The organism is Caballeronia sp. LZ019, from assembly GCF_031450825.1.
Lineage (GTDB): Bacteria > Pseudomonadota > Gammaproteobacteria > Burkholderiales > Burkholderiaceae > Caballeronia.
This window is the reverse complement of the sequence record NZ_JARTVZ010000005.1, coordinates 1,009,910-1,034,812: the sequence shown is the minus strand read 5'-3', so window position 1 is coordinate 1,034,812 and position 24,903 is coordinate 1,009,910. Positions and strand designations below refer to the sequence as shown.

Below are 24,903 nucleotides of genomic sequence, written 5' to 3'. Positions count from 1 at the left end.
CGCCGAGCGCTGCCCAAAACAAAAGCACCGCCACTCACTCGACAGCCGTCTCGTGAACCTGCCGCAGCCGCTCACGGCTGTTGCTCAAGTGCATCCGCATCGCGGCGCGGGCATCGTCGGCATCCTGTCGAACGATGGCCTGATAAATCGCCTTGTGTTCGTTCAGCACATTACGCAATCGCTCGATCTGGTCCAGTTCCGCGATCTCGGCTTTGCCGAGGCGCGTGCGCGGGCTCACCGCGCGCCCCATCTGACTGAGCACATCGTAGAAATAGCGATTGCCGCTCGCCCGCGCGATCTGCAAATGGAACTCGACGTCATGCTCGAGCACATCGGTGCTGTGATTCGCGATCTGCTCTTCGTAACGTTCGATGGCGCGGGCAATCTGCCTGAGATGCTGCTCCGTCCGGCGCCCCGCCGCGAGCGCAGCCGCCGCGCCTTCAAGATCGATTCGAAATTCGATGATCGCCATGATGTCGAGCAGGCTCGACAAGTCGGCATCGTAAAGCCGCACCGACTCTCGATCCGCCAGCGCGCGGATGAACGTCCCGACGCCGTGCCGCGTCTCCACGATGTTCGCCGCCTGCAACCGCGATACCGCTTCCCGCACCACCGAGCGGCTCACCGTCATCTGTTTCATGAGCGCGGCTTCGGTCGGAATCTTGTCGCCGGGGCGAAGCACGCCACGTTCGATCTCTTCGATGAGCGCGGCGACGACTTTGTCGGTGAGGCTGGCCATTTTCGGTGTTCGTTCTGATAGTGATCGATGTCGGATGACGCTGTTGACGCGCCGGCGCAGGTTACGCCGGGACGTCCGATGAACCATCATGGAGTCACGGTTGCGCTCCGTCAATTCTGCACGTTCATCGATCATAAGACATCATATCTCCGGGAGCTGATGCGACATACTAGTGAAACGCCTTTACTGCAACGACGTTTAGGGTTAACGCTCCGTTCCAACCGCGCGAAAAGCGGGTATCTTCTGTTAAGACGTCCTATGACTTAATCACCTAGCCATCGCGCAGCCGCCACCAGGGAGGCACCATGCCGTCTTCGACACCGTATCAACCTTTACCCAATGCGTTCCGCACATCGCTGCGTGCGCGAGACAAGCTGATCGGCTGCTGGTCCTCGCTGGCGAGTCCGATCGTCACCGAGTTGCTGGGCGTCGTCGGCTTCGACTGGATCCTGCTGGACGCCGAGCACGCGCCCAACGATGCGCTCACGTTGATACCGCAACTGATGGCGCTCAAGGACAGCGTGAGCGCGCCCGTCGTGCGCCCGCCCGCGAACGAACCGGTCGCGATCAAGCGGCTGCTGGATGCCGGCTTCGTCAACTTCCTGATTCCGTTCGTCAACAGCGCCGCCGACGCTCGCCGCGCCGTCGCAGCCACGCGTTATCCGCCGCACGGCATCCGTGGCGTGTCGGTCGGGCATCGCGGGAACCGGTACGGGACGGTCGCGGACTACTTCAAGGTGGCGAACGACAACATCAGCGTCGCGGTGCAGATCGAAAGCCGCGCGGCCGTCGATGCGATCGACGAAATCGCGGCCATCGATGGCGTCGATGCGCTGTTCGTCGGCCCGTCCGATCTCGCCGCCTCGTACGGCCATCTCGGCAACGCGAATCATCCGGACGTGCAGGCCGCCATCGCCCGCGTGTTCGAACGGGCGCACGCGGCCGGCAAGCCGAGCGGCATTCTCGCGCCCGTGCAGCAAGACGCGGAACGCTATCTGTCGATGGGCTGCACGCTCGTCGCCGTCTGCGCGGACCTCGGCATGCTTCGCAACGCCGCGCAGGGCGTGAAGAAACATTTCATCGAAGAGTAAGCTGCGGAAGGTCCGCGCTTCTCTCGCAACTCCAGGACATCGATACCTGAACACAAGGAGCAATACATGGCGACAAAAGCAGGCTTCATCGGTCTCGGCATCATGGGTCTTCCCATGGCGGCCAATCTCGTCAAGAACGGCGTGGAGCTGGCCGCGTTCACGCGCAGCGGCGTGCCGGCCGAACTGACGCAGGCGGGCGCCACGGCATGCGACAGCCCGGCGGCCGTGGCAGAGAAAGCCGACATCGTCTTCCTGATGGTGCCGGACACGCCCGATGTCGAGCGCGTGCTGTTCGGCGAGAACGGCGTTGCAAATTCGCTGCGCGCCGGGCAGATCGTCGTCAACATGAGCTCGATTTCGCCGATCGCCACGCGCGAGTTCGCCGCGAAAGTGCGGGAGCGCGGCGCCGATTACCTTGATGCGCCCGTCTCCGGCGGCGAGGTCGGAGCCAAGGCGGCGTCGCTCACGATCATGGTCGGCGGCGCGCAGGCCACCTTCGACAAGGTGAAGCCGCTCTTCGAGATGATGGGCAAGAACATCTCGCTGATCGGCGAGGTCGGCGCGGGGCAGGTGTGCAAGGTCGCGAACCAGGTGATCGTCGCCGCGACGATCGAAGCGGTCGGCGAAGCGCTCCTGCTCGCCTCGAAAGCCGGCGTCGATGCCGAAAAGGTCCGCACCGCGCTGATGGGCGGATTCGCATCCTCGCGGATTCTGGAGGTCCACGGCGAACGGATGACGAAGCGCACGTTCAATCCGGGCTTCCGCATCGAGCTGCATCAGAAGGACTTGAACCTGGCGCTTTCGACCGCGCAATCGCTCGGTGTATCGCTGCCGAATACCGCGACGTGCCAGGCGCTATTCAACGCCTGCGCCGCGCACGGCGGCAAGGCATGGGACCACTCTGGCATGGTCCGGGCGCTGGAGATTCTGGCCGATCACGAAATCGGACAGGGCGCGAAGTAAGCGTTCAAACCCTCCGTCAGCTTCGAGCCGGCGCAAGCCGGCTTTTTTACGCCCGTCGTGTCCGGTTGTCGGACGTCTACTAACCTCATTGCAGTGATTCGGTCAAAACCCGCGCCAGCCGATGCAGCGGGTAAACACGTGATGGCAAAGTCGTCCGATGACCATAAAATGTCATCAGACAACCTACCACATTCCGGAGACAACCTTGCGATCCGCTCCCGTCACGCGCGCCGACGACTTGCTCGAGTCGGCCAGTTCCAAGGTCAAGCGCCACGTCCTGCCCTTGTTCCTCATCATGTTCATCGCGAACTACATCGATCGCGTGAACGTCGGTTTCGTCAACTCGCACATGCAGGCCGATCTCGGCATCGGCGCGGCCGCCTACGGGCTGGGCAGCGGGCTGTTTTTCATCGGCTATGCGCTGTTCGAAGTGCCGTCGAACGTGCTCATGCAGAAGTACGGCGCGCGTGCTTGGCTCACGCGAATCATGGGAACGTGGGGCATCGTCGCGGCGGCGATGGCCTTCGTCTGGAACGACACGTCGTTCTACGTGCTGCGCTTTCTGCTCGGCGTGGCCGAAGCGGGCTTCTTCCCCGGCGTCGTTTTCTATTTCACGCAATGGCTGCCGCAGAAGGAGCGCGGCAAGGCGATCGCCGTGTTCCTGGGCGGCTCCGCAATCGCGTCGGTGCTGTCGGGGCCGATCACGGGCGGCCTCCTGTCGATTCGCGGGCTCGGCCTGCACGGCTGGCAGTGGATGTTCCTCATCGAAGGCGGCTTCTCCGTGCTGCTGTGCGGCCTGAGCTGGACGCTGCTGAAGTCGCGCATTGCCGATGCCCACTGGCTCACCGCCGACGAGCGTCACGCGCTCGAGAAAGCGATCGCGAACGAACAGGCCGAGCGCGAAGCCACGAGCGGCCGTCATGTTTCCGCGCTCAAGCTGCTGAAAGACCCGCAGATCGTGCTCTTCTGTTTCCTCTACTTCGCGATCCAGCTCACCATTTACGCCGCGACGTTCTGGCTGCCGACGATCATCCGCAAGATGGGCGGCCTCACCGATTTCCAGGTCGGCTTGTTCAACGCCGTACCGTGGCTGATCGCGATGGTCGCGATGTACTGCTTCGCGCTGCTCTCCGCGCGGTGGCGCTTCCAGCAGGCGTGGCTCGCGACGGCGCTCGTCATCGCGGCGTGCGGGCTGTTCGCATCGACAACGGGCAACCCGGTGCTGTCCTTCGTCGCAATCTGCTTCTCGGCAATCGGCTTCAAGGCGGCGGCGTCGCTGTTCTGGCCGATTCCGCAAGGCTATCTCGATGCCCGCGTCGCGGCGGCCGTGATCGCGCTCATCAACTCGGTCGGCAATCTCGGCGGTTTCTTCGCGCCGGCCACCTTCGGCTATCTTCAACAACATACGGGCTCGGTGTCGGGCGGGTTGTACGCCCTCGGCGTCGCGTCGCTGATCGCGGCGGCGGCGGCCTTTTTGACGCGCAACCGGCGCTCGCAAGGAACGCCCGTCGGCAACGCATCGCCCCGCAACGCACATTGAACGCGGCTTGACCATCCACTTCGGGAACACTCACATGTCAACCAACGCTATCCAATCGAACGCCACTCCGAAAGTCACGGAACTGCGCGTCGTGCCCGTCGCGGGCCGCGACAGCATGCTGATGAACCTCTCCGGTGCCCATGCTCCGTTTTTCACGCGCAACATCGTCATCCTCAAGGACAGCGCGGGGAATACCGGTGTCGGCGAAGTGCCGGGCGGCGAGAACATCCGCAGGACCATCGACGATGCCCGCGCGTTCGTCGTCGGGCAATCCATCGGCAACATGCAGGCGGTGCTGAACCGCGTTCGCACGCAGTTCGCGGATCGCGATGCCGGCGGGCGCGGCCTGCAAACCTTCGACCTGCGCACGACGATTCACGCCGTCACCGCGCTCGAAGCGGCGCTGCTCGACCTGCTCGGCCAGCATCTGGGCGTGCCCGTCGCGGCGCTGCTCGGCGAAGGCCAGCAGCGCGAGGAAGTCGAAATGCTCGGCTATCTGTTCTATATCGGCGACCGCAACAAGACGGAACTGCCGTATGCGTCCGGCGCCGATGGCCGCGACGACTGGGAACGCCTGCGCACCGAAGTCGCGCTGACGCCGGAAGCGGTCGTGCGCCTCGCGGAAGCCGCGCAAGCGCGTTACGGCTTCAACGACTTCAAGCTCAAGGGCGGCGTGCTCGCGGGCGATGCCGAGATCGAAGCGGTCACGGCGCTGGCCGAGCGCTTCCCGGAGGCGCGCGTGACGCTCGATCCGAACGGCGCATGGTCGCTTGCGGAAGCGATTCGCCTGTGCCGCGACAAGCACGACGTCCTGGCTTACGCGGAAGATCCGTGCGGTGCGGAGAACGGCTATTCGGGCCGCGAAGTGATGGCCGAATTCCGCCGCGCGACCGGCCTGCCGACCGCAACGAACATGATCGCGACCGACTGGCGTCAGATGGGCCACGCCATCCAGTTGCAATCGGTCGATATTCCGCTCGCCGATCCGCATTTCTGGACGATGCAAGGCTCGGTGCGCGTCGCGCAGATGTGCAACGACTGGGGCCTCACGTGGGGATCGCATTCGAACAATCACTTCGATGTGTCGCTCGCGATGTTCACGCATGTCGCGGCAGCCGCGCCGGGCAAGATCACCGCGATCGATACGCACTGGATCTGGCAGGACGGCCAGCGCCTGACGCGCGATCCGCTGCAGATCGTCGGCGGCAAGGTGAAGGTGCCGGCGACGCCGGGACTCGGCGTGGAACTGGATATGGACGAGATCGAGAAGGCGCACGCGCTTTATCTCGAGCACGGCCTCGGCGCGCGCGACGACGGCATCGCGATGCAGTATCTGATTCCCAACTGGAAGTTCGACAACAAGCGGCCTTGCCTCGTGCGCTGAAGCCGAAGCGCGAGTTGCTTACGACTCGCGCTTCAATCTTTCGATGAGCGCCATCGCGGCGGCGGGATTGGCGGGCTTATGCCCGCTGATCACGTACAGATAAACGTCACGCGCGGATGCCTTCGCAGCCGGTTTGCCTACTGTCTGCAAGTCGTCGGGCGCACCGCCTGCCGCCCATTGCTTTGCGCGCTTCGCCCAGCCGTCGAGCGCGGCCTTCGTATAGCCGTTCGCCGGCTTGTCGGTCGTGCCCATGATGCGCGCGTAGACGAAGGGCGCGGTCACATCCGCGATTTGCGGATACTTCGAATCGCCCGCCACCACCGCCGCCACGCCGTATTTCCGAAGCAGCGCGACGAACGCCGGATCGACGAAACTCGCGTGCCGCGCTTCGACGGCATGACGAATCGCGCGCCCTTGCACTTCTTGCGGCAGCAGCTTCAGGAAGTTCTCGAAGTCTTCGGCATCGAACTGCTTGGTCGGCGCGAATTGCCAGTTGATCGGGCCGAGCTTGTCCTTCAGTTCCAGCACGCCGCTCGCGAAGAAGCGTTCGATGGATTCGCCCGCTTCCGCAAGCACCCGCCGATGCGTCGAATAGCGCGATGCCTTCAGCGAGAACACGAAGTCGTCGGGCGTTTCGTCGTGCCACTTGGCGAACGTCGCGGGTTTTTGCGAGCCGTAGAACGTGCCGTTCACTTCGATGCTCGTGAGGGCGCGGCTCGCGTATTCGAGTTCGCGCTTCTGCGCGAGTCCTTCGGGATAGAACGTGCCCCGCCACGGCTCGAAGTTCCATCCTCCCACGCCGATGCGAATGCTCGACGTGCCGGTCGTTTTCTTTTTGGTCGCCATGAGGCGTCTCCTGTCCGAACCCGTCACGAGTGTAACGAACACGAAGACCGCGCGTGCGCCGCGCTACATCCTCCCGGCGAAGCAAGGGCGCGTCCGGCGCGCCCTCGGGTGCCGAAGCCGAATCAATTGCCGAAGAAAATATCGCACTGCGGACCGCGCACGCAGGGCCTGGACATCGCGCTGCCGCCCATCGTCATCGAGCCGGCGCCGCCGCGCGTTGAACGGTACGCCGCCATACGATGCATCGCCGGTGCTTTCCATGTTCGCGCCCTGCTGCATCGCGCCGGGCTGGGTCCATGTATCCGGCGTGGCCTGCCCTGGCACTTGCGCGGTCCGATAATAGCTTTGCTGCGCCGATGCGACGCCCGCAGCGGCGAGTAACGTGACGGCAAGCGCCGCCCTGACCAGATTCGATTTCATGTCGTCGACTCCTTGATTGGGATGCCCGATGACCGGTGCTGCTTCATCGCGCATCCGTACGTATCCGATGAGCCGCCGGAAGCGCGCAGTGCGGACGTTCGTGCATCGCTTCTTCCCTTCGCGTTGCGCGCGTTTGCGGCATTTCCGTTATAGGCGGCGCGTTTCGCAATGAACAGGAAATACGCTTCACCGTCGGCGATCCGGTCGGCGATATGACACGATACGGTCAACGATGACATGCGCCGCCCGCAATAGAATGCAAGTCATGCACGAACCCACGAATCACGGACTCAGGAGAGCGCGATGACCGTCACCATCTACCACAACCCCCAATGCGGCACGTCGCGCAACACGCTCGCGCTCATCCGCAACGCGGGTATCGAACCGAATGTCGTCGAATATCTGACGCATCCGCCGAGCCGCGAGACGCTCACTGCGCTGATCGCGCGCGCCGGGCTTTCCGTGCGCGACGCGCTGCGCGAAAAGGGCACGCCGTACGCGGAACTCGGTCTCGGCGATCCCGCGCTCACCGACGATCAGCTCATCGACGCGATGCTCGCCCATCCGATCCTCATCAATCGCCCGTTCGTCGATACGCCGATCGGCGCGCGGCTGTGCCGTCCATCGGAACAGGTGATCGATATCCTTCCGTCGCCGCAGAAAGGACCGTTCACGAAGGAAGACGGCGAAGTGGTCATCGACGAGCAGGGCAAGCGCGTGCGCTGACGCACATGGCCGTTACTCGACGTTACCTTTCTCGCATTGCCGTTGCACCTGTGTCCGACCTCGCCTTCTAGACTGCACCTGACTCACACGGCACGCGGTGCAGGAGATAAGCGAGATGAAGAACAAACTTCTTGGTACGGTCGTCGGGCTCGCCGGACTGGCGGCGCTTGCGGTATCGGCATCGGCTTCGGCGCATGTCGATGTGGCGGTCGGCGTCGGCGTGCCGGCTTATTACGGCCCGGCGCAACCGGTGTACGTGCAGCCGGCGCCGGTCGCTTATGGCTATGGCTACAGATACGGCGACGGCTGGCGCGAGCAGCGCTGGCGCGAACATGAATGGCGCGAGCGCCGTGAGCGCCACTGGCGGCATGAAATGCGTCGCGAGGAGCGCTGGCGCGACCGGCACGGCTGGTAACGGAACCGGCTTCATCTACGCGGCGGGCTTTCCCGGCCCGCCGCGTTTTCGTTCGCGCTGCGCCGACGCGTCGCACGCAATCGCCCGCAGTCGCGCGGATGCGATCGCTTGAATGGGCCAGCGGCAAACGCGATGCCCGCGCCGCGCGGCGATCAGTCCTCGTCGACGCTGCCGCCCGCTTCGCGTTCGCCGGGCGGCTTGCGCATCCATCGCCGAAGCAGGCTTTTCTCGACGACGCGGCCCACGATCAGCAGCACGATCAGCATGACGGTAGCGATGATCGCGAGGCTCCAGACGCCGAGCCCGCACAGGATGCCGACCGCCGCCGTGACCCAGATCGAAGCGGCCGTCGTGAGCCCGCGGATGCGATTCTCCGTCTGATTCTGAATGATGACGCCCGCGCCCAGAAAGCCGATCCCCGTCACGATGCCCTGCACGACGCGCGACACGTCAGCGTCGTCGTAAAGCGTGCGCGTGGAGAAGCCCATTGCGCACATCGTTGCGATGCAGGCGCCGAGCGAGACCAGCCCGAGCGTCTTCATGCCGGTCGGCTTGCCGTGCAGATCGCGGTCGATACCGATGATGCAGCCCACGAGCACCGCGCAAAGCATTCGCAGGACGGCATCGATGAGGACGGGGTAGGGCAGCATCGCGGGCTCCGTTGTCGGTTTTCTTGTCGCGCGGAGAGGGGCGCGGATCGGTATTGCAACTGTAAGTCCGTCGATCTTCGCATTGAAGCGATGCAAACGACAGTGGCGCGCACCGCGCGAATTTTGTCGCGCTAACGTGCTGTGCTCCGCACTACGTACAAGCGAGTGAAAACGACATGACTCACCAGGCGAAGTTCTCGATGGTCAACGCGGCCCCGACGCCCGTCGGCCCGTTCTCGCATGCGGCCGAAGCCGACGGCTGGGTGTTCCTGACCGGCCAGATGCCGACGCATCCCGACGACGACAACGCGCCGCTGCCCGATGGCATCGCAGCACAGACGCGACGCGTGATGGACAACCTCATCATCGTGCTGACGGGTTTGGGCCTCACGCTCGACCACGTCGTGAGCGTGCGGATCTTCCTGACCGAATTCAAGCGCGATTACGACGCGATGAATGCCGTGTATCGCTCGTACTTCGCGCCGAAGCCGCTGCCGGCGCGCACGTGCATCGGCGTGACGGCGCTCGCACGCGATGCGCTCGTGGAAATCGACTTCGTTGCAAGGCGCCCGTAGATCAGCGACGCGCCTTCGACGCATCCACCCATCGGAACGTGAGATTGATGCGCTCGCCGCGCGCGCCCGGCTCCTTCGGCACGCGATGCACCCATTCGAGCTGCGTGCGTCCGCGCATGACCAGAAGACTGCCGTGAGTGAGGGAGAGCGTGTGCGTGGTGTGCGTGCGGACATGGCGAAATTCGAACGTCCGCGCCGTGCCGAGGCTCACGGATGCGATCACCGGCTCCGGCCCGAGTTCGCGTTCCTTGTCGGCGTGCCAGCCCATGCTGTCCTGTCCGCTGCGATAGCGATTGATCAGCACGCTGTTGAAGCGCGCCCCGGCGGCTTCTTGCGCCGCATCGCGCAGTTGCGCGACGGCGGGCGTCCACGGCTGCGGCACGTTGCGTATGCCCGAGTAGACATAGACCGCATCCGGCTCGCCTTGCCATGCGGTGAGTCGGGGCAGCGGCACGCGGCCGCCCGGCGTGTTCATGGTGTCCTGCTGCCAGCGCACTTCATCGATCAGCGCGCCCATCAGGTCGCAGCCGGCGTCCGCGGCGATCCAGTCCGGATGCCACGCGATATCGGGCTTGGGGATGTCGTCGAAGAGATCGAACATGGCGATGCGCGCCGATGCGTCCAAAAGGTTCACGATAGCAGAGCCATCGCGCGGCGGCGTTGCGCTTTGATTGCGTTATCGCACGTTTGGGCGCGCGCGGAGCGTGTGCTACAGTCGGCGCGATCATCTTGAAAATAAGGGAGGCGCATGACGACCACCGCCGAAGCACACGGCGGCGCGGAAAGCCGCCGCATCCTGCTTGTCGACGATAGCGCCGACGCCGCATTCGCCATGTCGATGCTGCTCGAAGCTCTCGGTCATGAAGTGCGCACGGAGCACGACGGCCCGTGCGCGCTGAAGTCCATCGACGATTTCCGGCCCGACGTAGTGGTGCTGGACATCGGCCTGCCGGGAATGAGCGGCTTCGACGTCGCGCGCGAGATGCGCAAACGCGATGCGACTCGCGGCGCGCTGCTGCTCGCGCTCACGGGTTACGGCAGTGCCGCTGACCGCAAGGACGCGCTCAACGCCGGTTTCGATCATCACCTCACGAAGCCGGTGTCCATCGGCGATCTTCAGGCGCTGCTCGCGCGCACGTAAGCGCGCGAGCAAGTCTCATTCGATCCGCAGCCTCGCCATGTAGGGCAGGTGATCGGAGAGCCACGCGGTGTCCTGCGTCGGCACGAGCCATTCGAGCGGCCTCAGTCCGCGTACGAACATCTTGTCGAGCGCGAGCGCCGGCGAGAACGCCGGGAACGTGCGGCCCGATTCGCCGAGCATAGTCGCCACTTCGTGCATGCCCAGTTCGCCGAAGAGCGGCACCGAGTCGTTGCGCCAGTCGTTGAAATCGCCCGCCAGCACGAGCGGCCCGTCGGGCGCTTCCTTCGCGATCCAGTGCGCGATCCAGTTCATCTGACGCAGCCGCGCCGCACGCGTCAGTGCGAGATGCGCGCACAGCAGCGTGATGGCGTGACCTGCGAACGTCGCGCGCGCCACGAGCAGCCCGCGCTTTTCGAAGCGATGCGCGGAGATGTCCCATCGTCCGGACAGATCGAGCGGATGCGGTGAAAGGATGGCGTTGCCGTGCCGCCATGACGGCTTGAACACGTTCGGCCCGAGCGCGATCTGCAGTTCGAGCGCGGTGGCGATTTCAGTGGCCTGGCAATGCCAGACATCGTCGAGCGGAGCGGAGAGCGGCTTGCCGAAGCCGCTTGCGAGCACCGGCTGCGGCATGCGCCGCGCCATCGCTTCCTGAAGGAAATAGACGTCGGCGTTGGTGGTCTGAACCCACCGCTGCATCGCGGTCCACGCGCGCAAGCCGAGCGGCGAGCGGCCCTTGTGCAGATTCCAGCTCACCGCCGTGAAATCCGGCGTGATGGCATTCGCGGACGGTGCTGGCGGAAGATGTTCTGGGTTTCGCATGCGTTCGTTGTCTTGTACGCGCCGGCAGCCGGTCACTCGGCCGGCGCGGATGGTGCGAGGCTGGCGCGCACCCGGTACGCCAGCGACGGATTGCTGTCGATGATCTGCCACTGCGCCCATTCTCCCGGCTTCAGCACGAGACCGGGATGCGAGCCGCTCACCTGGCGCGGCGTCGGCGGCAGCTTGCAGCCGGACGCCGATGTGCGCGATGCATCCTCGTCGATCATCTCCTGCGCATCGATGGCGAGCGTGATGTCGTCGGCGCTCGCGTGCGTCGGCGACACGGTGACGGTGCGTTGCAGGTCGATATCGCCGGCCGGCTTGTCGGCGCAACCGACGCGGTTCTGCACGACATTGTGATGCGTGTCCGTGCGGGCCTGACCGACGTTCGTCGTCGCGGAGAACGAGTCGATCTGCTGGCCGTCGCGCACGACTTGCAGTTCCCAGTCGACCGGCTGCGGCGCGTTCTGCGCCAAGACGCCGTGATTCGCGGCAAGGCAGGCGCTCACGACGAGCGCGGATCGGAGCCGATGCAACAGTGCGGTGCGGTTTCTTTTCGTCATTGAAAGCTTCTCCGGCGCGCGGGCTTGATCGGATGGCGGCCCGGCCGCACCCGCGCTGGCGTGCGACGGCCGCCGAATCGGCGTTGCTCGGCCGTGTCGGGAGCACGTTCCGAACCCGCCCGCCGCATCGATCCGACGATGATACTAGCCCACGGCATCATCGGCTGACACGACCGATATTGGCAGCAGACGCCCCCGACTGCTCGCTTGCGCATGGTTGTGTCATCGATACACTGAATCCGTCGATCAATCAAAACGACGGGGTGTGACATGACGACGGCCGTGGTCAAACAAGAACTGGCGGTGGCATCGTTCAGCAAGGTCTACAGTCTCGACGACGTGGAAAGCGCGCTCAACGACCTGTCCGACGGCGCAAGCGAAGCCCTGCGCGCCACCTACGAAAAGATGCTCAAGGTCGGCAATTTGCGCTTCTGCGTGAAGCCGAACCGCATGCCGTCCATCGACGATCTCGCGGCCTCGCTGCCGAACTTCGACGAACCGCTCGACGACATCCGCAAGCAGATCGCGCTGTGCCTCGAAACCGACGACCGCCTCGAACTGTTGCCGATGCTGCTCCTCGGCGAACCGGGCATCGGCAAGACGCACTTCGCGAAACAACTCGCGCGGCTGCTCGGCACGTCCAGCCATTACGTCGCGATGAGTTCCCTCACGGCCGGCTGGATTCTGTCGGGCGCGTCGTCGCAATGGCGCAATGCGAAGCCGGGAAAAGTGTTCGACGCGCTCGTGAACGGCAGTTACGCGAACCCCGTCATCACCGTCGATGAAATCGACAAGGCAACCGGCGACGCGCAATACGATCCGCTCGGCGCGCTCTATGCGCTGCTCGAGCACGACACGGCGCAGTCGTTCATCGACGAATTCGCGGAAGTGCCGATCAACGCGGGCAACGTCGTGTGGATCGCGACCGCCAACGACGCCCGCGCGATCCCCGAGCCGCTTCTCAACCGCATGAACGTGTACGAGATTCCCGCGCCGGACCGCGACGGCGCGCGGCGTATCGCCCAGGCGATCTACGCGGAGATTCGCGAAGCGCACGCGTGGGGCGCGCGCTTTCCCGAAACGCTTGCCGACGCCCCGCTCGATGCGCTCACGCAGGCATCGCCGCGTGGCATGCGGCGCGCGATGCTCAACGCGTTCGGCAACGCGCGTATCGACGGGAGGCATCGCGTCGAGGCGCGCGATATTCAGCTCGATCGGCAGTCGCGCCGGAAGTCGATGGGGTTTTGACGAGGCGAAATTGGCGAAACTGCCGAAAAGCGGCCGAAAACCTGCCATTTTGGACATCTGGCGGGCCGATTCTCGACTTTTTCCGAATTGCACCGGAAAACGACGTCAACCGCGCGGTTTTGTTGTGCGACGCGCAATAGTCGCGCACGTAGAATAGTTAGATCGAGTTGGCGCGGAAAGAGACATGGATCGGATCGAATGCGTGGTCATCGGGGCGGGCGTGGTCGGGCTCGCCATTGCGCGGGCGCTGGCCTTGCGCGGGCGCGAAGTCATCGTGCTGGAAGCGGGCGAGGCCATCGGCGTCGGCACGAGTTCGCGCAACAGCGAAGTGATTCACGCGGGCATCTACTATCCGCGCGGTTCGCAAAAAGCCGAGCTGTGCGTGCGCGGACGCGAGATGCTGTACGAATTCTGCGCCGCGCATGGCGTGCCGCATCGGCAATGCGGGAAGCTGCTCGTCGCGACCGCGCGCAACCAGATTCCGCAGCTCGCGGCCATCGAACAGAAGGGCATCGAGAATCGCGTCGAAGGGCTCGCGCGCATCAGCGGCGCACAGGCGATGGAAATGGAACCGCAACTGCGATGCGTCGAAGCGGTGTATTCGCCGCGCACGGGCATTGTCGACAGCCATCAGTTCATGCTCGCGCTTCAGGGCGATGCGGAGAACCACGGCGCGAGCGTCGTGTTCCATACGCCGGTGGTCGGCATCGATGCGCGCGAAGGCTGCTTTATCGTCGAGACGGGCGGGGAAGCGCCCGCGCGGTTCCGGGCGTCGTATCTCATCAACAGCGCCGGGCTGCACGCGAACGATATCGCGCGGCGCATTCGCGGCCTCGACGACCGTCACGTGCCGCCGCTCTACTTCGCGAAGGGCAATTACTTCAGCGTGAGCGGGCGCGCGCCGTTCGAGCGGCTCATCTATCCGATGCCGAACGAGGCGGGCCTCGGCGTGCACCTGACGATCGATATGGGCGGTCAGGCGAAGTTCGGCCCCGACGTGGAATGGGTGACGTCGCTGAACTACGATGTCGATCCGCGCCGCGCCGATTCCTTCTATGCGGCGATCCGCGCGTACTGGCCCGGCCTGCCCGACGACGCGCTGCAGCCGGCCTATGCCGGCATCCGGCCGAAGCTCTCCGGCCCCGGCCAGGCTGCCGCCGATTTCATGATCCAGGGCAAATCGGCGCATGGCGTGCCGGGGCTCGTGAATCTCTTCGGCATGGAATCGCCAGGGTTGACGGCATCGCTTGCCATCGGCGAGCGCGTCGCGGACATGGCGCGGTAGTTTCGGCAGAGCGGCCGTCACCGCTTATTCCGAGGATTCGTCGTCATGCTGTCGCTCGTGTGTTGATATGCTCGGGTCGTCGCCGTCGTCAGAACGGCGCTTCCCCCAATACAACATGGAGCGAGTCACCATGAAGACATCCCGTCGCACGTTTCTGATCACCAGCGTGGGCGTTGCATCGACGTTCGCGCTCGGCTCACGCGCCGCTTTCGCCGACGCGCCGAAGGTGGAAGAAAGCGATCCTACCGCTCAGGCGCTCGGCTACAAGCTGGACGCGAGCAAGGTCGACAAGGCCAAGTTCCCGAAGTACGCCGCGGGCCAGGACTGCGGCAACTGCCAGTTCTACCAGGGCAAAGCCGCCGATCCGTTCGCGCCGTGCCCGATGTTCGCGAACAAGCTCGTCGCATCGAAGGGCTGGTGCAGCGCCTACGCCAAGAGGGCCTAACGCGGCAAAAGCGTATCCATCGAAGCGCGCCCGGCTGAAAAGCCCGGCGCGCTTTTTCGTTTCGCCGCTTCTTTCGCTTTTCCTCATCGCTTGATAACCCAACGCGCGGTCTTTACACTCGCCAAGGCTAAAAATAACCTCGCGCTTCGCTTTCGATGCCTCGATTCGTCGACTCGCGGATAAGGCGGCGGCGCGGCACACTACATCGTCGGACCCATGAGTCCGGCGCACATCCAACGACAGAGGGGTACGCATGGCAGGCAGACCATTGAACGCGCGCGCCGTAGTGGCCGCCGTGATCGGCAACGCGCTGGAGTGGTACGACTTCACCGTTTTCGGGTTCATGACCGTCGTGATCGCGCGGCTGTTCTTCCCGAGCGAGAGCGACTACTCGTCGATTCTCCTGACCACCGCGACCTTCGGCGTCGCGTTCGTGATGCGGCCGATCGGCGGCATCGTGCTCGGGCTGTATGCGGATCGCGCCGGGCGCAAGGCCGCGCTGATGCTCGTCATCGGGATGATGACGCTCGGCATCCTGCTGCTCGCCATTGCGCCGCCTTATTCGGCGATCGGGATCGGCGGACCGCTCATCATCGTGGCGGCGCGGCTCATTCAGGGCTTTTCCGCAGGCGGCGAGTTCGGCAGTTCGACGGCGCTCCTGATCGAAGCCGCGCCGTTCTCGAAGCGCGGCTTCTACGGCAGCTTCCAGATGGCGAGCCAGGCCGCCGCGCTGCTGCTCGGCGCGGTGGTCGGCGCAGCGGTGTCGCGCGGAATGTCGCCGCAGGCGCTCGAATCGTGGGGCTGGCGCGTGCCGTTCATCCTCGGGCTCGTGATCGGGCCGGTCGGCCTGTACATCCGGCGCAACATGACGGACACGGAAGCCTTCCTGCACGCGCGGAAGACCGCGCAGCCCGCGACGCTCGGCGAAGTGTTTCGCGGGCACAGCCGGGAAATCCTGTGCGGGCTCGGCTCCGTCGTCGCGCTGACGGTCACGGTCTACGTGCTGATCGCCTACCTGCCGACGTTCGCGGTCAAGCAACTGAAGCTGCCGTTCGGGCAGTCGTTCACGGCGTTGATCGTGGGCAATCTGCTGCTGACCGTGCTGTGCCCGGTGGCGGGCGCGTGGTCAGATCGCATCGGCCGCAAGGGACTGACGCTGTGGTCGCTGCTCATCACGCTCATCGTGATCTATCCGCTTTTCGCGTGGCTCGCGGCCGAGCCGAGCGTGATGCGGCTCGTCATCGTGCAGAGCGTGCTGTCGATCACGCTGTCCGGGTACTACGGCCCGTTCGGCGCGCTGCTCGCGGAGCTGTTCCCGGCGCACGTGCGGTTGACCGGCTTGTCGCTCGCGTATAACATCGCGGTGATGATCTTCGGCGGCTTCGGGCAGTTCATCGTGACGTGGCTGATCCGCGTCACGGAATCGCAACTCGCGCCGACCTTCTATGTGATGGCCGGACTCGTGATTTCGCTCGTCGCGGTCGCGTGCATTCCCGCCGCGCGCCACGCCGACGTCGACGAAGCGCGCAGTGTCACTCGTTAGGCGGCATCGCCATGAAAGTAATTGAAAGCGGCAAGTTCACGGCAGAGCGCGCGTGGGGCGCGCTCGATATCTGCGTGATGAACGGCACGTCGTGCCGTCTGCACTGGACGGACGCGCCGTATAAATGGCACGTAAACGACGGCGAGGAAGTGTTCGCGGTCATGGACGGCGTGGTGCGGATGCACGTGCGCGACGCCGACGGCGAGCGCACCGTCACGCTCAATGCCGGCGATATCTTCCACGCCCAGGCCGGCGACGAGCACTACGCCGAACCCGTGGGCGCGGCGCGTATTCTCGTGATCGAGAAACAGGGAAGCGTCTGACCGCGCTTCAGCGTTGCAGGCCGGCTGCGACGAGCAGTTCGGCCAGCGCCTCGGTCATGCCGCCTTCGTTTGCGTCGGCGCGTTCCTTGAGTTGCCTGACGAGCTTTTCGTCCAGCTTGCACGCGAACGGCACGAGTCCCTTCGCCTGATCCAGCTTGCGCTGCTCGCGACGATCCGTCTTCGGCGAAGCCGTGCCGCCGATGGCCGCGCGGCCGCCTTGCTTCAGGTCGTTGGCGAGCTTGAATGCCTTGTTCTGTTCCAGTTGAAATTTGTTCACGCGATGCTCCGATGCGGCGGTTTTGAGTGTGCCGTATTGTACGTGGCCGGCGCTCGCGTCCGGGTCATGCCTGAGCGGCATCGGCGAGCGCGTCGATGCGCGCGCGCATGCGCTTCCAGTGCGACCCTTCCCAGAACACGCGATGACACACATCGCACGTGACGAAGCGTGTGTGGCGCTGGCGCACGCCGTCCGGCACACGATTGTCGATTTCGTCGGGACCGGCGGCACGCAGCGGTGCATTACACATCAGGCATAAGCGAAACGCGCGCAAATGCGGCGCGAGGTCGAGCCGTTCGGCGACTTCACGCCATTGCTCGTCCGGCTGCAGCGCGCGCACGTAGCACCCGCGCAGCACGGTGCGGCGCTTAAGCAGCTCGCGGTCGCGCGTGAGCACGATGCGCGATTCGTTCTGCGCGAGGCGCTCGATCTCGTCGTCGGCGAAGTTGTTGTCGTACCGCGTGTCGAAGCCGCCGAGCCGCAGCAGTTGCGCGAGACCGCCGAGATGGGCGTCGGCGATGAAGCGCAGGTCCGACGCCTTCATCGGTGGACGCAACAGCAGCGCGCCGTCCGCCATGCCGGGCGGCGCGCGGTGCGGCGGATAAACCTCGATGAGGTCGCCCGGCTGTATTTGCACCTCGAAGCCGGCCGGGCGGCCGTTGCGCACGACGAGATCCACTTCCGTATGCGGCACGCCGAGCGCCTCGATCATGTGCTTGGTCGACGACGTCGGCGGACAGGCGCATTCGAACGTGCATCCCCGCTGCGACCGGGCGAGGAAGTCGTTCAGTTCGTGATGAAAATGAAAGCGCGCCGTGACCATGCAGCAGTATGGCATCGGCCGCCGCTGCGTGCTTCGGGGCGTTGTGCTCTACTGGCGTGACTCAGGACAACGGATAGCGGAGCGCATCAGTATGGATATCGGATTCATCGGATTGGGAGAAATGGGCAGCGCGATGGCGAGCAATGCGCTGAAGGCGGGGCATTCGGTGCGCGTGTGGAATCGCTCGCGCGACAAGACGCGCGCGCTCGCGGATCAGGGCGCGTCCGTCGTCGATACACCCGAGCAGGCCTTCGCCGGCGACGCGGCCTTCTCCATGCTCGCCGACGATAACGCGCTGCGCTCGGTGCTCATCGACGGCGGCCTCGTCAAGCATGCGCCGAAGGGGCTCGTGCACGTCAACATGGCGACGATCTCGGCGGCGCTCGCCGTCGAACTGGCGGAACTGCACGCGCAGCATGGCGTCGCGTATGTCGCCGCGCCCGTGCTCGGCCGTCCCGATGTCGCCGCGGCGGGCAAGCTCAACATTCTCGCGGCGGGCGCGGACGCGGATATCGATCGCGTGCAGCCCGTGCTCGATGCGCTCGGGCAGAAGACGTGGCGCGTCGGTCAGGCGCCGCAGCACGCGAACGTGCTCAAGCTCGCGGCGAATTTCATGCTGGCATCGGCGATCGAGACGGTCGGCGAAGCGGCGGCGCTCGTGACCGGCCACGGCATCGAAGCCCAGGCGTTCCTCGACGTCATCACGAATTCGCTGTTTCCGGGGCCGGTCTATGCGGGATACGGCAAGATGATCGCGGAGCGACGCTACGAGCCGGCGTTGTTCAAGGCGCGGCTCGGGCTGAAGGACGTGCGCCTCGCCATCGCCGCCGGCGATGCCGTCAACGTGCCGCTGCCTGTCGCAAGCGTCGTTCGCGACAACCTCGTCGATGCGCTTGCGCACGGCGACGGTGAGAAGGACTTCGCGGTGCTCGGACAGGTCGCAGCGCGGCGCGCGGGTCGATAAACAACACGCGCGTTGGGCCGGGAGGGGCACGCGGCATAATCCTCTCCCTTTCTTTTCTTCCCATGCCGCAATGAAGTTGCAAGTCTGGTGGCCGTTCGTCGCCTCCGCCTTCGTGATATTCGCCATTCCCGGTCCCAGCCTGCTGCTCATGATGACGCACGCCGCGCGCTACGGCATGCGCCGCTGCGTTGACGATGGCCGGATCGCTCTGCGCGCTCGTCATCATGCTGTCCGGATCGGCGGCGGGACTGCACGTGCTGCTCGATGCATGGCCGCGCGTTTTCGATGCGCTGCGTATCGCCGGCGGCGCCTATCTCGTCTGGCTGGGCGTCAGAAGCTGGCGCGCGAAGGCCGGCCCGGTGGAGGCGCGCGATAACAGCGGCGGTGCGCAAACGCCCGTCGTCAAATCCGCGACGCTCTTTCGCAATGGATTCTTCGTCGCGAGCAGCAACCCTAAAGCGATCGTCTTTGCCGCCGCGGTGCTGCCGCAATTCATCGATGCCACGCAGCCGATCCTTCCGCAGTTCTCCGTGCTGTTGCCGACGTTCGCGGTCATCGTGGTCGGCTGGTACGCCGTCTATGCGGGACTCGGCGCGCGCATCGGCGAGAAGCTGAGAAGCGCAGCCGTCGCGCGAACCTTCAACCGCTTGACGGGCGGCGTGTTCGTCGGCTTCGGCGCGGTCATGGCGCTGCTGCGGCACTGATACTCCGGACCGCTAAGGTCTGCATAAACGGGAGCAGGCTTTGCTGCTATTGCAACGCTTCATTCGCTTGCGAACATACGGGCACGGCTCGCCAGGACGATAGTAGCGGTCGGGCAGCACAGCGAGAACGCAACTGTCGCGCGGCAAGGCCTGTGCGACACGTTGCATGGGATGAAGGCCGCCGCAATCACGACACGCGAGCCGCGCTCGATCGACAGGAGACGCCCATGCATACAAGGAGACGAAGCGTCGCGCTCACCGCGTTTTGTTGCGGCGTGATGATCGCGTTGCCGTTCGCGTCAGCCGCCCGCGCCGACGATACCCCAAGCCCCTGCGATGCGTTGAAGCGCATCGTGGCGGCATCGCCGAAGTTTTCATCGCTGACGGCGATCGACGGCCGTCCGGTCGCGCTCTCTTACGGCGACGACGCGCAATGCGCGGCATCGCAGATGAACTATCGATGCACGTGGACGCCGCACGGCGGCTCGAGCGCCGACGCGCTGCAAGGCGTCGCCGCCGATATCGCAGCGTGTCTGCCCGACGCGACGCACGACCAGAACTCGCCCGCGCGGCAGCATTTCGTCATCGGGCCGCGTGGATCGCGTACGGAAATCGCGGCGTCGCAGGCGGGCGCGAACAAACTCAGGCTCGAAATCTACGCAACCCGGTGAGGCGGTCATGAGCAAACGCATCCTGATAGCCGATGACGACGACGACGCGTTGACGGGTCTCGCGCATCTGCTCAACGGCATGGGACACGACGTGGCGCTGGCGGCCAACGGCGCGCAGGCGGTGAAAGTGGCGGCTCAGTTCGCGCCGGAAGTGGTGATTCTCGATCTCGGAATGCCCATCGTTGACGGCCTCGCTGCGGCGCGTGCGTTGCGCGAGACGCCCAACGGCGCGGCAATGCTGCTGGTCGCGCTGACGGGCTGGGGACAGCCGCAGCATCGGGAGATGACGCAGGAGGCAGGTTTCGACATTCATCTCGTCAAGCCGATCTCTGCCGATCAACTGCAGTTCATCCTGTCGATGACGCAGCCATGAAGCGGGAATTGTTGCGACGCATCATTTATTTTGGTATAGTCGTTCCTGTCTCCTCCATGTCTCCACTGATATGGATTCAGCCCGCCAACCCAGGCGGGCTTTTTTTCGTCTGTCGTCCGCACGTTGCGCATGAAAAAAGCCGACGCAAGGTCGGCTTCCTGGTCCGATACAGCGACGTGGTCAGCGCTGCAGGCCGGCGGCTTCGTCCGCGCCGATGGCCAGATTCATGCACTGGATCGCCGCGCCCGATGCGCCCTTTCCGAGATTGTCCAGCCGCGCGACCGTGACGAAGCGCTCGTCGTTGCCGAACACGAAGATATCGACGCGATTGGTGTCATTGCACGCCTGAACGTCGAAGAAGCCGTTATCCAGATTGCTTTCGGCGTCGAACGGCATCACGCGGACGAACGGCTCGTTCGCGTAGTATTCGGCGAGCATCGCGCGCACGTCCTGCGGCTTGGCCGGCCGGGCGAGCTGGTCGGGCGAAAAATACGTCGTGACCGCGAGACCCTTCAGGAACGGCCCGACGATGGGCGTGAAAATCGGCGCGCGCTGCAAGCCGGTGCGCACCGACATCTCCGGCAGATGCTTGTGCGTCAGGCCGAGCGCATAGGCGCGCGGGCTCGTGAGGCGCGCATCGCCGCCCGCTTCGTATTCGGCGATCATCTTCTTGCCGCCGCCGCTGTAGCCGGTGATGGAGTACGCGTGCGCGGCGAAGTCGATCGGCAACAGTCCGCCCGCGACCAGCGGCTGTACCGACAACACGAACGCCGACGCATGGCAGCCCGGCACCGCAATGCGCTTCGACGTGCGCAGCCGCTCGCGCTGGGCGCGCGACAGTTCGGGCAGGCCGTACGCCCAGTCGTCGGCGGTGCGGAAGGCGGTGCTGGCATCGATCACGCAGGTTCTGTCGTTGCCCGGCTCGACCAGGGAAACCGATTCGCGCGACGCCGCATCGGGCAGGCACAGGAACGTCACGTCCGACGCGTTGATGAGCCGGCCGCGCTCGGCGACGTCCTTCCGTTTCGCTTCGTCGATGCGCAACACTTCGATGTCACGGCGCTGCGACAGATATTCAAAAATCTTCAGGCCGGTGGTGCCTTCCTGTCCGTCGACAAATACTTTCGTGGTCATCTCGATCTCACTGGTTCGGGCGACACCGCACGCGCGCCTGCCGCAAAAACGCCATTCTAAGTCGTTTCCGAGGCCGGTTGATGTCGCGCCGCGCAGCGAAGACGAAGCGGCCGCGTCCTGTTGCGCAACTTACCGGCCGGACCAGCGCGCCGTGACGGCGGCGATGCGCGCGCCGAACGCCTTCGCCGTTTCCAGATCGCCGGCGGGCGGCGCTTCTTCCGGCGATGCATCGGCGGGCGATTGCGCCAGCAGTCCCGTGAAACCGCCAACGAAGTTCAGGTCGTTGCGCGTCGCGGCCTTCGTGTTCGACGGCATCATGCCGGTGCCCGCCCAGATCATGCCGTGCTGCATCGCGAGCGTGACCAGATAGGAGATCGTCGAGAACTTGTCGCCGTTCATCGTCGCGGAATTGGTGAAGCCGGCCGCGATCTTGTCCTTCCACTTCTGGGCGAACCACGGTTTCGAGCTGGCGTCGGCAAACTTCTTGAAGTCGGCGGACGGCCCGCCCATGTAGGTCGGCGCGCCGAAGACGATGGCGTCGGCGGCGTCGAGTTCGGCCCAGGCGGCATCGTCGATTTCGCCGACAGCCAGCAATTTCGCGTTCGCGCCGGCGTCGCTTGCGCCGGTCAGCACGGCTTCTGCGACCTTCTTCGTGTGACCGTAGCCGCTGTGATAAACGATGATGATGTTCGACATGTCCCCTCCTGGCTGCCGGTCCGCCGATAGCGGCGCGCGCATCGAAACGCGAATGGCACGATGCGCGCGGCCAGTCTAGCAAGAACAAATTCGTCGATACTGGCGCGAACGCACGCTGGAAGCGAAATAGTCGCGCGGGCGTTCAGCGCTCGGGCCTTTCGGTTATCGCTTGAGGGTGAAGGTGAACTGCGCGCTGGCGATGGCCATCGTGCGGATTTCGTGCTCGAACATGAGCGCGGGCGTGCCCTGGCGCAACCGCAGTTCGTCGCTGCTCAGCGCGTACACGGTCACGACATAGCGGTGCGCCTTGCCGGGCGGCGGACACGGGCCGCCATAGCCTTCTGTGTCCCAGTCGTTGCGCGCTTCGACTGCGCCGAGCTTGCGCAGCGCGCCGGACGCGCTCGCGTTGGCCGGCAGACGGGTGACGTTCGCCGGAATGCCGGCGACGGCCCAGTGCCACCAGCCGCGTCCGGGAGCGTCGACGTCGAAGATGGTTATCGCGAAGCTGCGGGTTTGCGGCGGCGCGCCGCGCCATGCGATCTGCGGGGAGTGATTGCCGCCTTTGCAGTCCGACTCATTGAAAAGCAATTCCCGGCCGACGGATTTGCCCGGCGTGATATCCGTGCTCGAAACAGTGAACGCCGACTCTGCAGCCACGACGCGCGCATGGAACAAAAAAGTGACGAAACTGATGGCACTCGAGGCAAATACAGCAGCGTTTCTCCAACGCATGATCCGACATGCGACGCGCATGGCTGACTCCAGGCAGTCGCTTCCGCGCGTATAGCAGCGTTTCGCCGACTGCAACGATGTTTTTTGTCTCAGTGATGCGCTTCATACGAAGATGCAGTTTAACATTGCAACAAAGCATTAAAAGGTTGATCCTTGGGATTCAACCTATAGCGCAAATTCAGCGGCGTTCTGTATGGCGCTCCTGAAGGCGGTCATGACACCAGACTCTGTTGGTCAAAATATGAGCTATTTGACATCGATTCGCGTGGCAGTCAATCAACCGGATATGGGGGAAGAATAAATGAGCCAGCGAATACAGGTCATCATCGCAGACGACCATCCGGTCATTTTGTTCGGCGCCACGCAGGCACTGAGCAAGTTTCCGGAAGTCGATGTGGTCGGGCAGGCCCGGCAGTTGACGGAACTCGTCCAGCTTCTCCAGAAAACGCATTGCGACGTTCTGGTGACGGACCTTGCCATGCCCGGCGGATCATACGGCGACGGCATGCCGCTGCTCGGCTATATCGGCCGCCAGTTCCCGAAGGTGCGGCTCGTCGTGCTGACGATGCTCGAAAATCCGGCCTTGCTCAAACGTTTGCGTGAAGTCGGCGTCATGTCGATCATCAACAAGGCCGACGACATGAACCACATCGGCTGGGCCATCCAGCACGTGATGCGCGGGCAGGAGTATCTGGGGCCATCGGTGAAGGCGGCGCTCGACAGCATGGGCATCGGCGTGACGGGGCAACAGCGCGGCGTCATCCTGTCTAAGCGTGAGCTCGAAGTGGTGCGCCTCTTCGTGTCCGGCATGACGATTACTGAAATTGCGGCTCAGTTGCGTCGCAGTATCAAGACCATCAGCACGCAAAAGAACACGGCGATGCGCAAGCTCGGCATCGAACGCGATTCCGAGCTTTTTCAGTATGCGCAGAGTAACGGGTTAATGAATCTGTCCGCATATTCAGGCGATGGCTCGCTTGAAGATTCTCCGATGCCCAATCCCAACGCGCTTTAACGGCTAATAAGCGCTCGAATGAAAAAAGCCGCTGATTTTAGTCAGCGGCTTTTCTTTTTTATGTATTAAAAACAGCGAGCGCCTTATTGCGGTGCTGCGGTGGCGCCGCCGTGCGCGGCCGACCATTCAGCCGGCGCGTGCAGGAATTTCTCGACTTCATCGAGCGTTCTGGTTTCGAAATAGCCCTGTTCCTTGGCGACGCGCAATACGTCCCACCAGGTGGCGAGCGCGTGCAGATCGACATCGATGTCCTTCAGCACCGACACGCTTTCCTTGAAGATGTTGTAGTGAAACAAGACGAAGCAGTGGTTCACCGTTGCGCCGGCCGTGCGCAGCGCGTTGATGAAGTTGATCTTGCTGCGGCTGTCGGTGGTCAGGTCTTCGACGAGCAGCACGCGCTGGCCTTCGGTGAGCAGGCCTTCGATCTGCGCATTGCGGCCGAAGCCCTTCGGCTTCTTGCGCACGTACTGCATCGGCACCATCAGGCGATCGGCGATCCACGCGGCGAACGGAATACCGGCGGTCTCGCCACCCGCGACGGCATCGATCTGTTCGTAGCCGACATCGCGCAGGATGGTGGCTTCCGCCATTTCCATCAGGCCGCGGCGCACGCGCGGATACGAGATCAGCTTGCGGCAGTCGATATAAACCGGGCTCGCCCAGCCGGACGTGAAGATGAACGGTTTTTCCGCGTTGAAATGCACCGCCTGCACTTCGAGCAGCATCTTGGCGGTGGTGTCGGAGATCGTCTGGCGATCGAAGCCTGTCATGGGCGAATCCTTGAACTGGTGTGGC

General features: G+C 64.3%; 30 protein-coding genes and 1 pseudogene. 18 read left to right on the top strand and 13 right to left on the bottom strand.

Translation table 11 applies throughout. The annotated features are described in order from the left end of the window. Positions 1-34: 34 nt before the first annotated feature. The gene (locus P9255_RS18285; protein ID WP_309763835.1) at positions 35-739 is read right to left on the bottom strand and encodes a FadR/GntR family transcriptional regulator; all 705 of its coding nucleotides are present in this window, start codon (positions 737-739) and stop codon (positions 35-37) included. Between the two features lie 305 nt (positions 740-1,044). Here P9255_RS18285 and garL point away from each other — a divergent pair, with 305 nt between their 5' ends. From garL to gudD, 4 genes are all read left to right on the top strand, one after another. After that, on the top strand, positions 1,045-1,830 hold the full coding sequence (gene garL / locus P9255_RS18280) for a 2-dehydro-3-deoxyglucarate aldolase (RefSeq protein WP_309790208.1): 786 nt from the start codon (positions 1,045-1,047) through the stop codon (positions 1,828-1,830). Positions 1,831-1,896: 66 nt separating this feature from the next. After that, the gene (locus tag P9255_RS18275) at positions 1,897-2,793 is read left to right on the top strand and encodes a 2-hydroxy-3-oxopropionate reductase (RefSeq protein ID WP_309790207.1); all 897 of its coding nucleotides are present in this window, start codon (positions 1,897-1,899) and stop codon (positions 2,791-2,793) included. A 205-nt stretch (positions 2,794-2,998) separates the two neighbouring features. Beyond that, positions 2,999-4,333 carry an MFS transporter gene (locus P9255_RS18270; RefSeq protein ID WP_309790206.1) on the top strand — a complete coding sequence of 445 codons (1,335 nt, stop codon included), beginning with the start codon at positions 2,999-3,001 and terminating at the stop codon, positions 4,331-4,333. A gap of 34 nt (positions 4,334-4,367) precedes the next feature. Then, positions 4,368-5,717, top strand: a complete 1,350-nt coding sequence (gene gudD, locus P9255_RS18265; protein WP_309790205.1) for a glucarate dehydratase — start codon at positions 4,368-4,370, stop codon at positions 5,715-5,717. 18 nt (positions 5,718-5,735) lie between these two features. Here the strand turns inward: gudD and P9255_RS18260 are convergent, their stop codons facing one another. Both P9255_RS18260 and P9255_RS18255 read right to left on the bottom strand, forming a co-directional pair. Beyond that, positions 5,736-6,563: a DUF72 domain-containing protein gene (locus P9255_RS18260; protein ID WP_309763840.1), complete on the bottom strand. Its 828-nt coding sequence runs from the start codon at positions 6,561-6,563 to the stop codon at positions 5,736-5,738. Positions 6,564-6,626: 63 nt separating this feature from the next. After that, a complete protein-coding gene (locus P9255_RS18255) occupies positions 6,627-6,983 on the bottom strand; it encodes a hypothetical protein (protein WP_309790204.1) in 357 nt (118 codons plus the stop codon). A 303-nt stretch (positions 6,984-7,286) separates the two neighbouring features. Here P9255_RS18255 and arsC point away from each other — a divergent pair, with 303 nt between their 5' ends. Continuing rightward, positions 7,287-7,709: an arsenate reductase (glutaredoxin) gene (arsC, locus tag P9255_RS18250; RefSeq protein WP_309763842.1), complete on the top strand. Its 423-nt coding sequence runs from the start codon at positions 7,287-7,289 to the stop codon at positions 7,707-7,709. Positions 7,710-7,824: 115 nt separating this feature from the next. Beyond that, the gene (locus tag P9255_RS18245) at positions 7,825-8,124 is read left to right on the top strand and encodes a hypothetical protein (RefSeq protein ID WP_309763843.1); all 300 of its coding nucleotides are present in this window, start codon (positions 7,825-7,827) and stop codon (positions 8,122-8,124) included. Between the two features lie 152 nt (positions 8,125-8,276). Here the strand turns inward: P9255_RS18245 and P9255_RS18240 are convergent, their stop codons facing one another. Further along, positions 8,277-8,774: an MgtC/SapB family protein gene (locus P9255_RS18240; RefSeq protein ID WP_309763844.1), complete on the bottom strand. Its 498-nt coding sequence runs from the start codon at positions 8,772-8,774 to the stop codon at positions 8,277-8,279. Positions 8,775-8,950: 176 nt separating this feature from the next. On the opposite strand from P9255_RS18240, the gene P9255_RS18235 reads away from it, so the two are divergent. Further along, complete coding sequence (locus P9255_RS18235) at positions 8,951-9,349, top strand: RidA family protein (RefSeq protein ID WP_309790203.1); 399 nt, start codon at positions 8,951-8,953, stop codon at positions 9,347-9,349. A gap of 1 nt (position 9,350) precedes the next feature. Here P9255_RS18235 and P9255_RS18230 read toward each other — a convergent pair whose 3' ends face one another. Continuing rightward, a complete protein-coding gene (locus P9255_RS18230) occupies positions 9,351-9,950 on the bottom strand; it encodes an alpha-ketoglutarate-dependent dioxygenase AlkB (protein ID WP_309765387.1) in 600 nt (199 codons plus the stop codon). Positions 9,951-10,097: 147 nt separating this feature from the next. Here P9255_RS18230 and P9255_RS18225 point away from each other — a divergent pair, with 147 nt between their 5' ends. Then, positions 10,098-10,490: a response regulator gene (locus P9255_RS18225; RefSeq protein WP_309763846.1), complete on the top strand. Its 393-nt coding sequence runs from the start codon at positions 10,098-10,100 to the stop codon at positions 10,488-10,490. 15 nt (positions 10,491-10,505) lie between these two features. Here P9255_RS18225 and P9255_RS18220 read toward each other — a convergent pair whose 3' ends face one another. Continuing rightward, on the bottom strand, positions 10,506-11,312 hold the full coding sequence (locus P9255_RS18220; protein ID WP_309763847.1) for an endonuclease/exonuclease/phosphatase family protein: 807 nt from the start codon (positions 11,310-11,312) through the stop codon (positions 10,506-10,508). Between the two features lie 32 nt (positions 11,313-11,344). Continuing rightward, a complete protein-coding gene (locus P9255_RS18215; RefSeq protein ID WP_309790202.1) occupies positions 11,345-11,875 on the bottom strand; it encodes a hypothetical protein in 531 nt (176 codons plus the stop codon). A gap of 270 nt (positions 11,876-12,145) precedes the next feature. Between P9255_RS18215 and P9255_RS18210 the strand changes: the two genes are divergently transcribed. The 5 genes from P9255_RS18210 to P9255_RS18190 all read left to right on the top strand — a co-directional run bounded on the left by P9255_RS18210 (position 12,146) and on the right by P9255_RS18190 (position 16,719). Continuing rightward, complete coding sequence (locus P9255_RS18210) at positions 12,146-13,123, top strand: AAA family ATPase (protein WP_309763849.1); 978 nt, start codon at positions 12,146-12,148, stop codon at positions 13,121-13,123. Positions 13,124-13,307: 184 nt separating this feature from the next. Continuing rightward, positions 13,308-14,408: an NAD(P)/FAD-dependent oxidoreductase gene (locus P9255_RS18205; protein ID WP_309763850.1), complete on the top strand. Its 1,101-nt coding sequence runs from the start codon at positions 13,308-13,310 to the stop codon at positions 14,406-14,408. A 130-nt stretch (positions 14,409-14,538) separates the two neighbouring features. Beyond that, on the top strand, positions 14,539-14,853 hold the full coding sequence (locus tag P9255_RS18200) for a high-potential iron-sulfur protein (RefSeq protein WP_309763851.1): 315 nt from the start codon (positions 14,539-14,541) through the stop codon (positions 14,851-14,853). Positions 14,854-15,106: 253 nt separating this feature from the next. Next, positions 15,107-16,396, top strand: coding sequence for an MFS transporter (locus P9255_RS18195; protein ID WP_309790201.1), 1,290 nt, complete (start codon positions 15,107-15,109; stop codon positions 16,394-16,396). An 11-nt stretch (positions 16,397-16,407) separates the two neighbouring features. Next, positions 16,408-16,719 carry a cupin domain-containing protein gene (locus P9255_RS18190; protein ID WP_309763853.1) on the top strand — a complete coding sequence of 104 codons (312 nt, stop codon included), beginning with the start codon at positions 16,408-16,410 and terminating at the stop codon, positions 16,717-16,719. 7 nt (positions 16,720-16,726) lie between these two features. Here P9255_RS18190 and P9255_RS18185 read toward each other — a convergent pair whose 3' ends face one another. Both P9255_RS18185 and P9255_RS18180 read right to left on the bottom strand, forming a co-directional pair. Beyond that, positions 16,727-16,996 carry a hypothetical protein gene (locus tag P9255_RS18185; protein ID WP_309763854.1) on the bottom strand — a complete coding sequence of 90 codons (270 nt, stop codon included), beginning with the start codon at positions 16,994-16,996 and terminating at the stop codon, positions 16,727-16,729. Between the two features lie 64 nt (positions 16,997-17,060). Continuing rightward, on the bottom strand, positions 17,061-17,819 hold the full coding sequence (locus P9255_RS18180; RefSeq protein WP_309765388.1) for a Mut7-C RNAse domain-containing protein: 759 nt from the start codon (positions 17,817-17,819) through the stop codon (positions 17,061-17,063). Here P9255_RS18180 and P9255_RS18175 point away from each other — a divergent pair. The 4 genes and pseudogenes from P9255_RS18175 (at position 17,818) to P9255_RS18160 (ending at position 20,531) form a co-directional block, all read left to right on the top strand. Further along, the gene (locus P9255_RS18175) at positions 17,818-18,783 is read left to right on the top strand and encodes an NAD(P)-dependent oxidoreductase (protein WP_309765389.1); all 966 of its coding nucleotides are present in this window, start codon (positions 17,818-17,820) and stop codon (positions 18,781-18,783) included. The genes P9255_RS18180 and P9255_RS18175 overlap by 2 nt on opposite strands. A 70-nt stretch (positions 18,784-18,853) precedes the next feature. Continuing rightward, positions 18,854-19,487, top strand: a pseudogene (locus P9255_RS18170) (LysE family translocator). Positions 19,488-19,714: 227 nt separating this feature from the next. Then, entirely contained in the window at positions 19,715-20,158 is a 444-nt protein-coding gene (locus tag P9255_RS18165; protein ID WP_404980370.1) for a hypothetical protein, read from the top strand. 7 nt (positions 20,159-20,165) lie between these two features. Further along, a complete protein-coding gene (locus P9255_RS18160) occupies positions 20,166-20,531 on the top strand; it encodes a response regulator (RefSeq protein ID WP_309763856.1) in 366 nt (121 codons plus the stop codon). A gap of 180 nt (positions 20,532-20,711) precedes the next feature. Here the strand turns inward: P9255_RS18160 and argC are convergent, their stop codons facing one another. From argC to P9255_RS18145, 3 genes are all read right to left on the bottom strand, one after another. Next, positions 20,712-21,665, bottom strand: coding sequence for an N-acetyl-gamma-glutamyl-phosphate reductase (argC, locus tag P9255_RS18155; RefSeq protein WP_309790200.1), 954 nt, complete (start codon positions 21,663-21,665; stop codon positions 20,712-20,714). 129 nt (positions 21,666-21,794) lie between these two features. Continuing rightward, positions 21,795-22,361: a flavodoxin family protein gene (locus P9255_RS18150; protein ID WP_309763858.1), complete on the bottom strand. Its 567-nt coding sequence runs from the start codon at positions 22,359-22,361 to the stop codon at positions 21,795-21,797. 162 nt (positions 22,362-22,523) lie between these two features. Continuing rightward, positions 22,524-23,093 (bottom strand): YbhB/YbcL family Raf kinase inhibitor-like protein, encoded by a 570-nt coding sequence (locus tag P9255_RS18145; protein ID WP_404980369.1) that lies wholly within the window; start codon positions 23,091-23,093, stop codon positions 22,524-22,526. Positions 23,094-23,394: 301 nt separating this feature from the next. Here P9255_RS18145 and P9255_RS18140 point away from each other — a divergent pair, with 301 nt between their 5' ends. Beyond that, positions 23,395-24,108 (top strand): response regulator, encoded by a 714-nt coding sequence (locus P9255_RS18140; protein ID WP_309790198.1) that lies wholly within the window; start codon positions 23,395-23,397, stop codon positions 24,106-24,108. An 83-nt stretch (positions 24,109-24,191) separates the two neighbouring features. On the opposite strand, the gene P9255_RS18135 is transcribed toward P9255_RS18140, so the two are convergent. Beyond that, entirely contained in the window at positions 24,192-24,878 is a 687-nt protein-coding gene (locus P9255_RS18135) for an orotate phosphoribosyltransferase (protein ID WP_309763861.1), read from the bottom strand. Positions 24,879-24,903 lie beyond the last annotated feature (25 nt).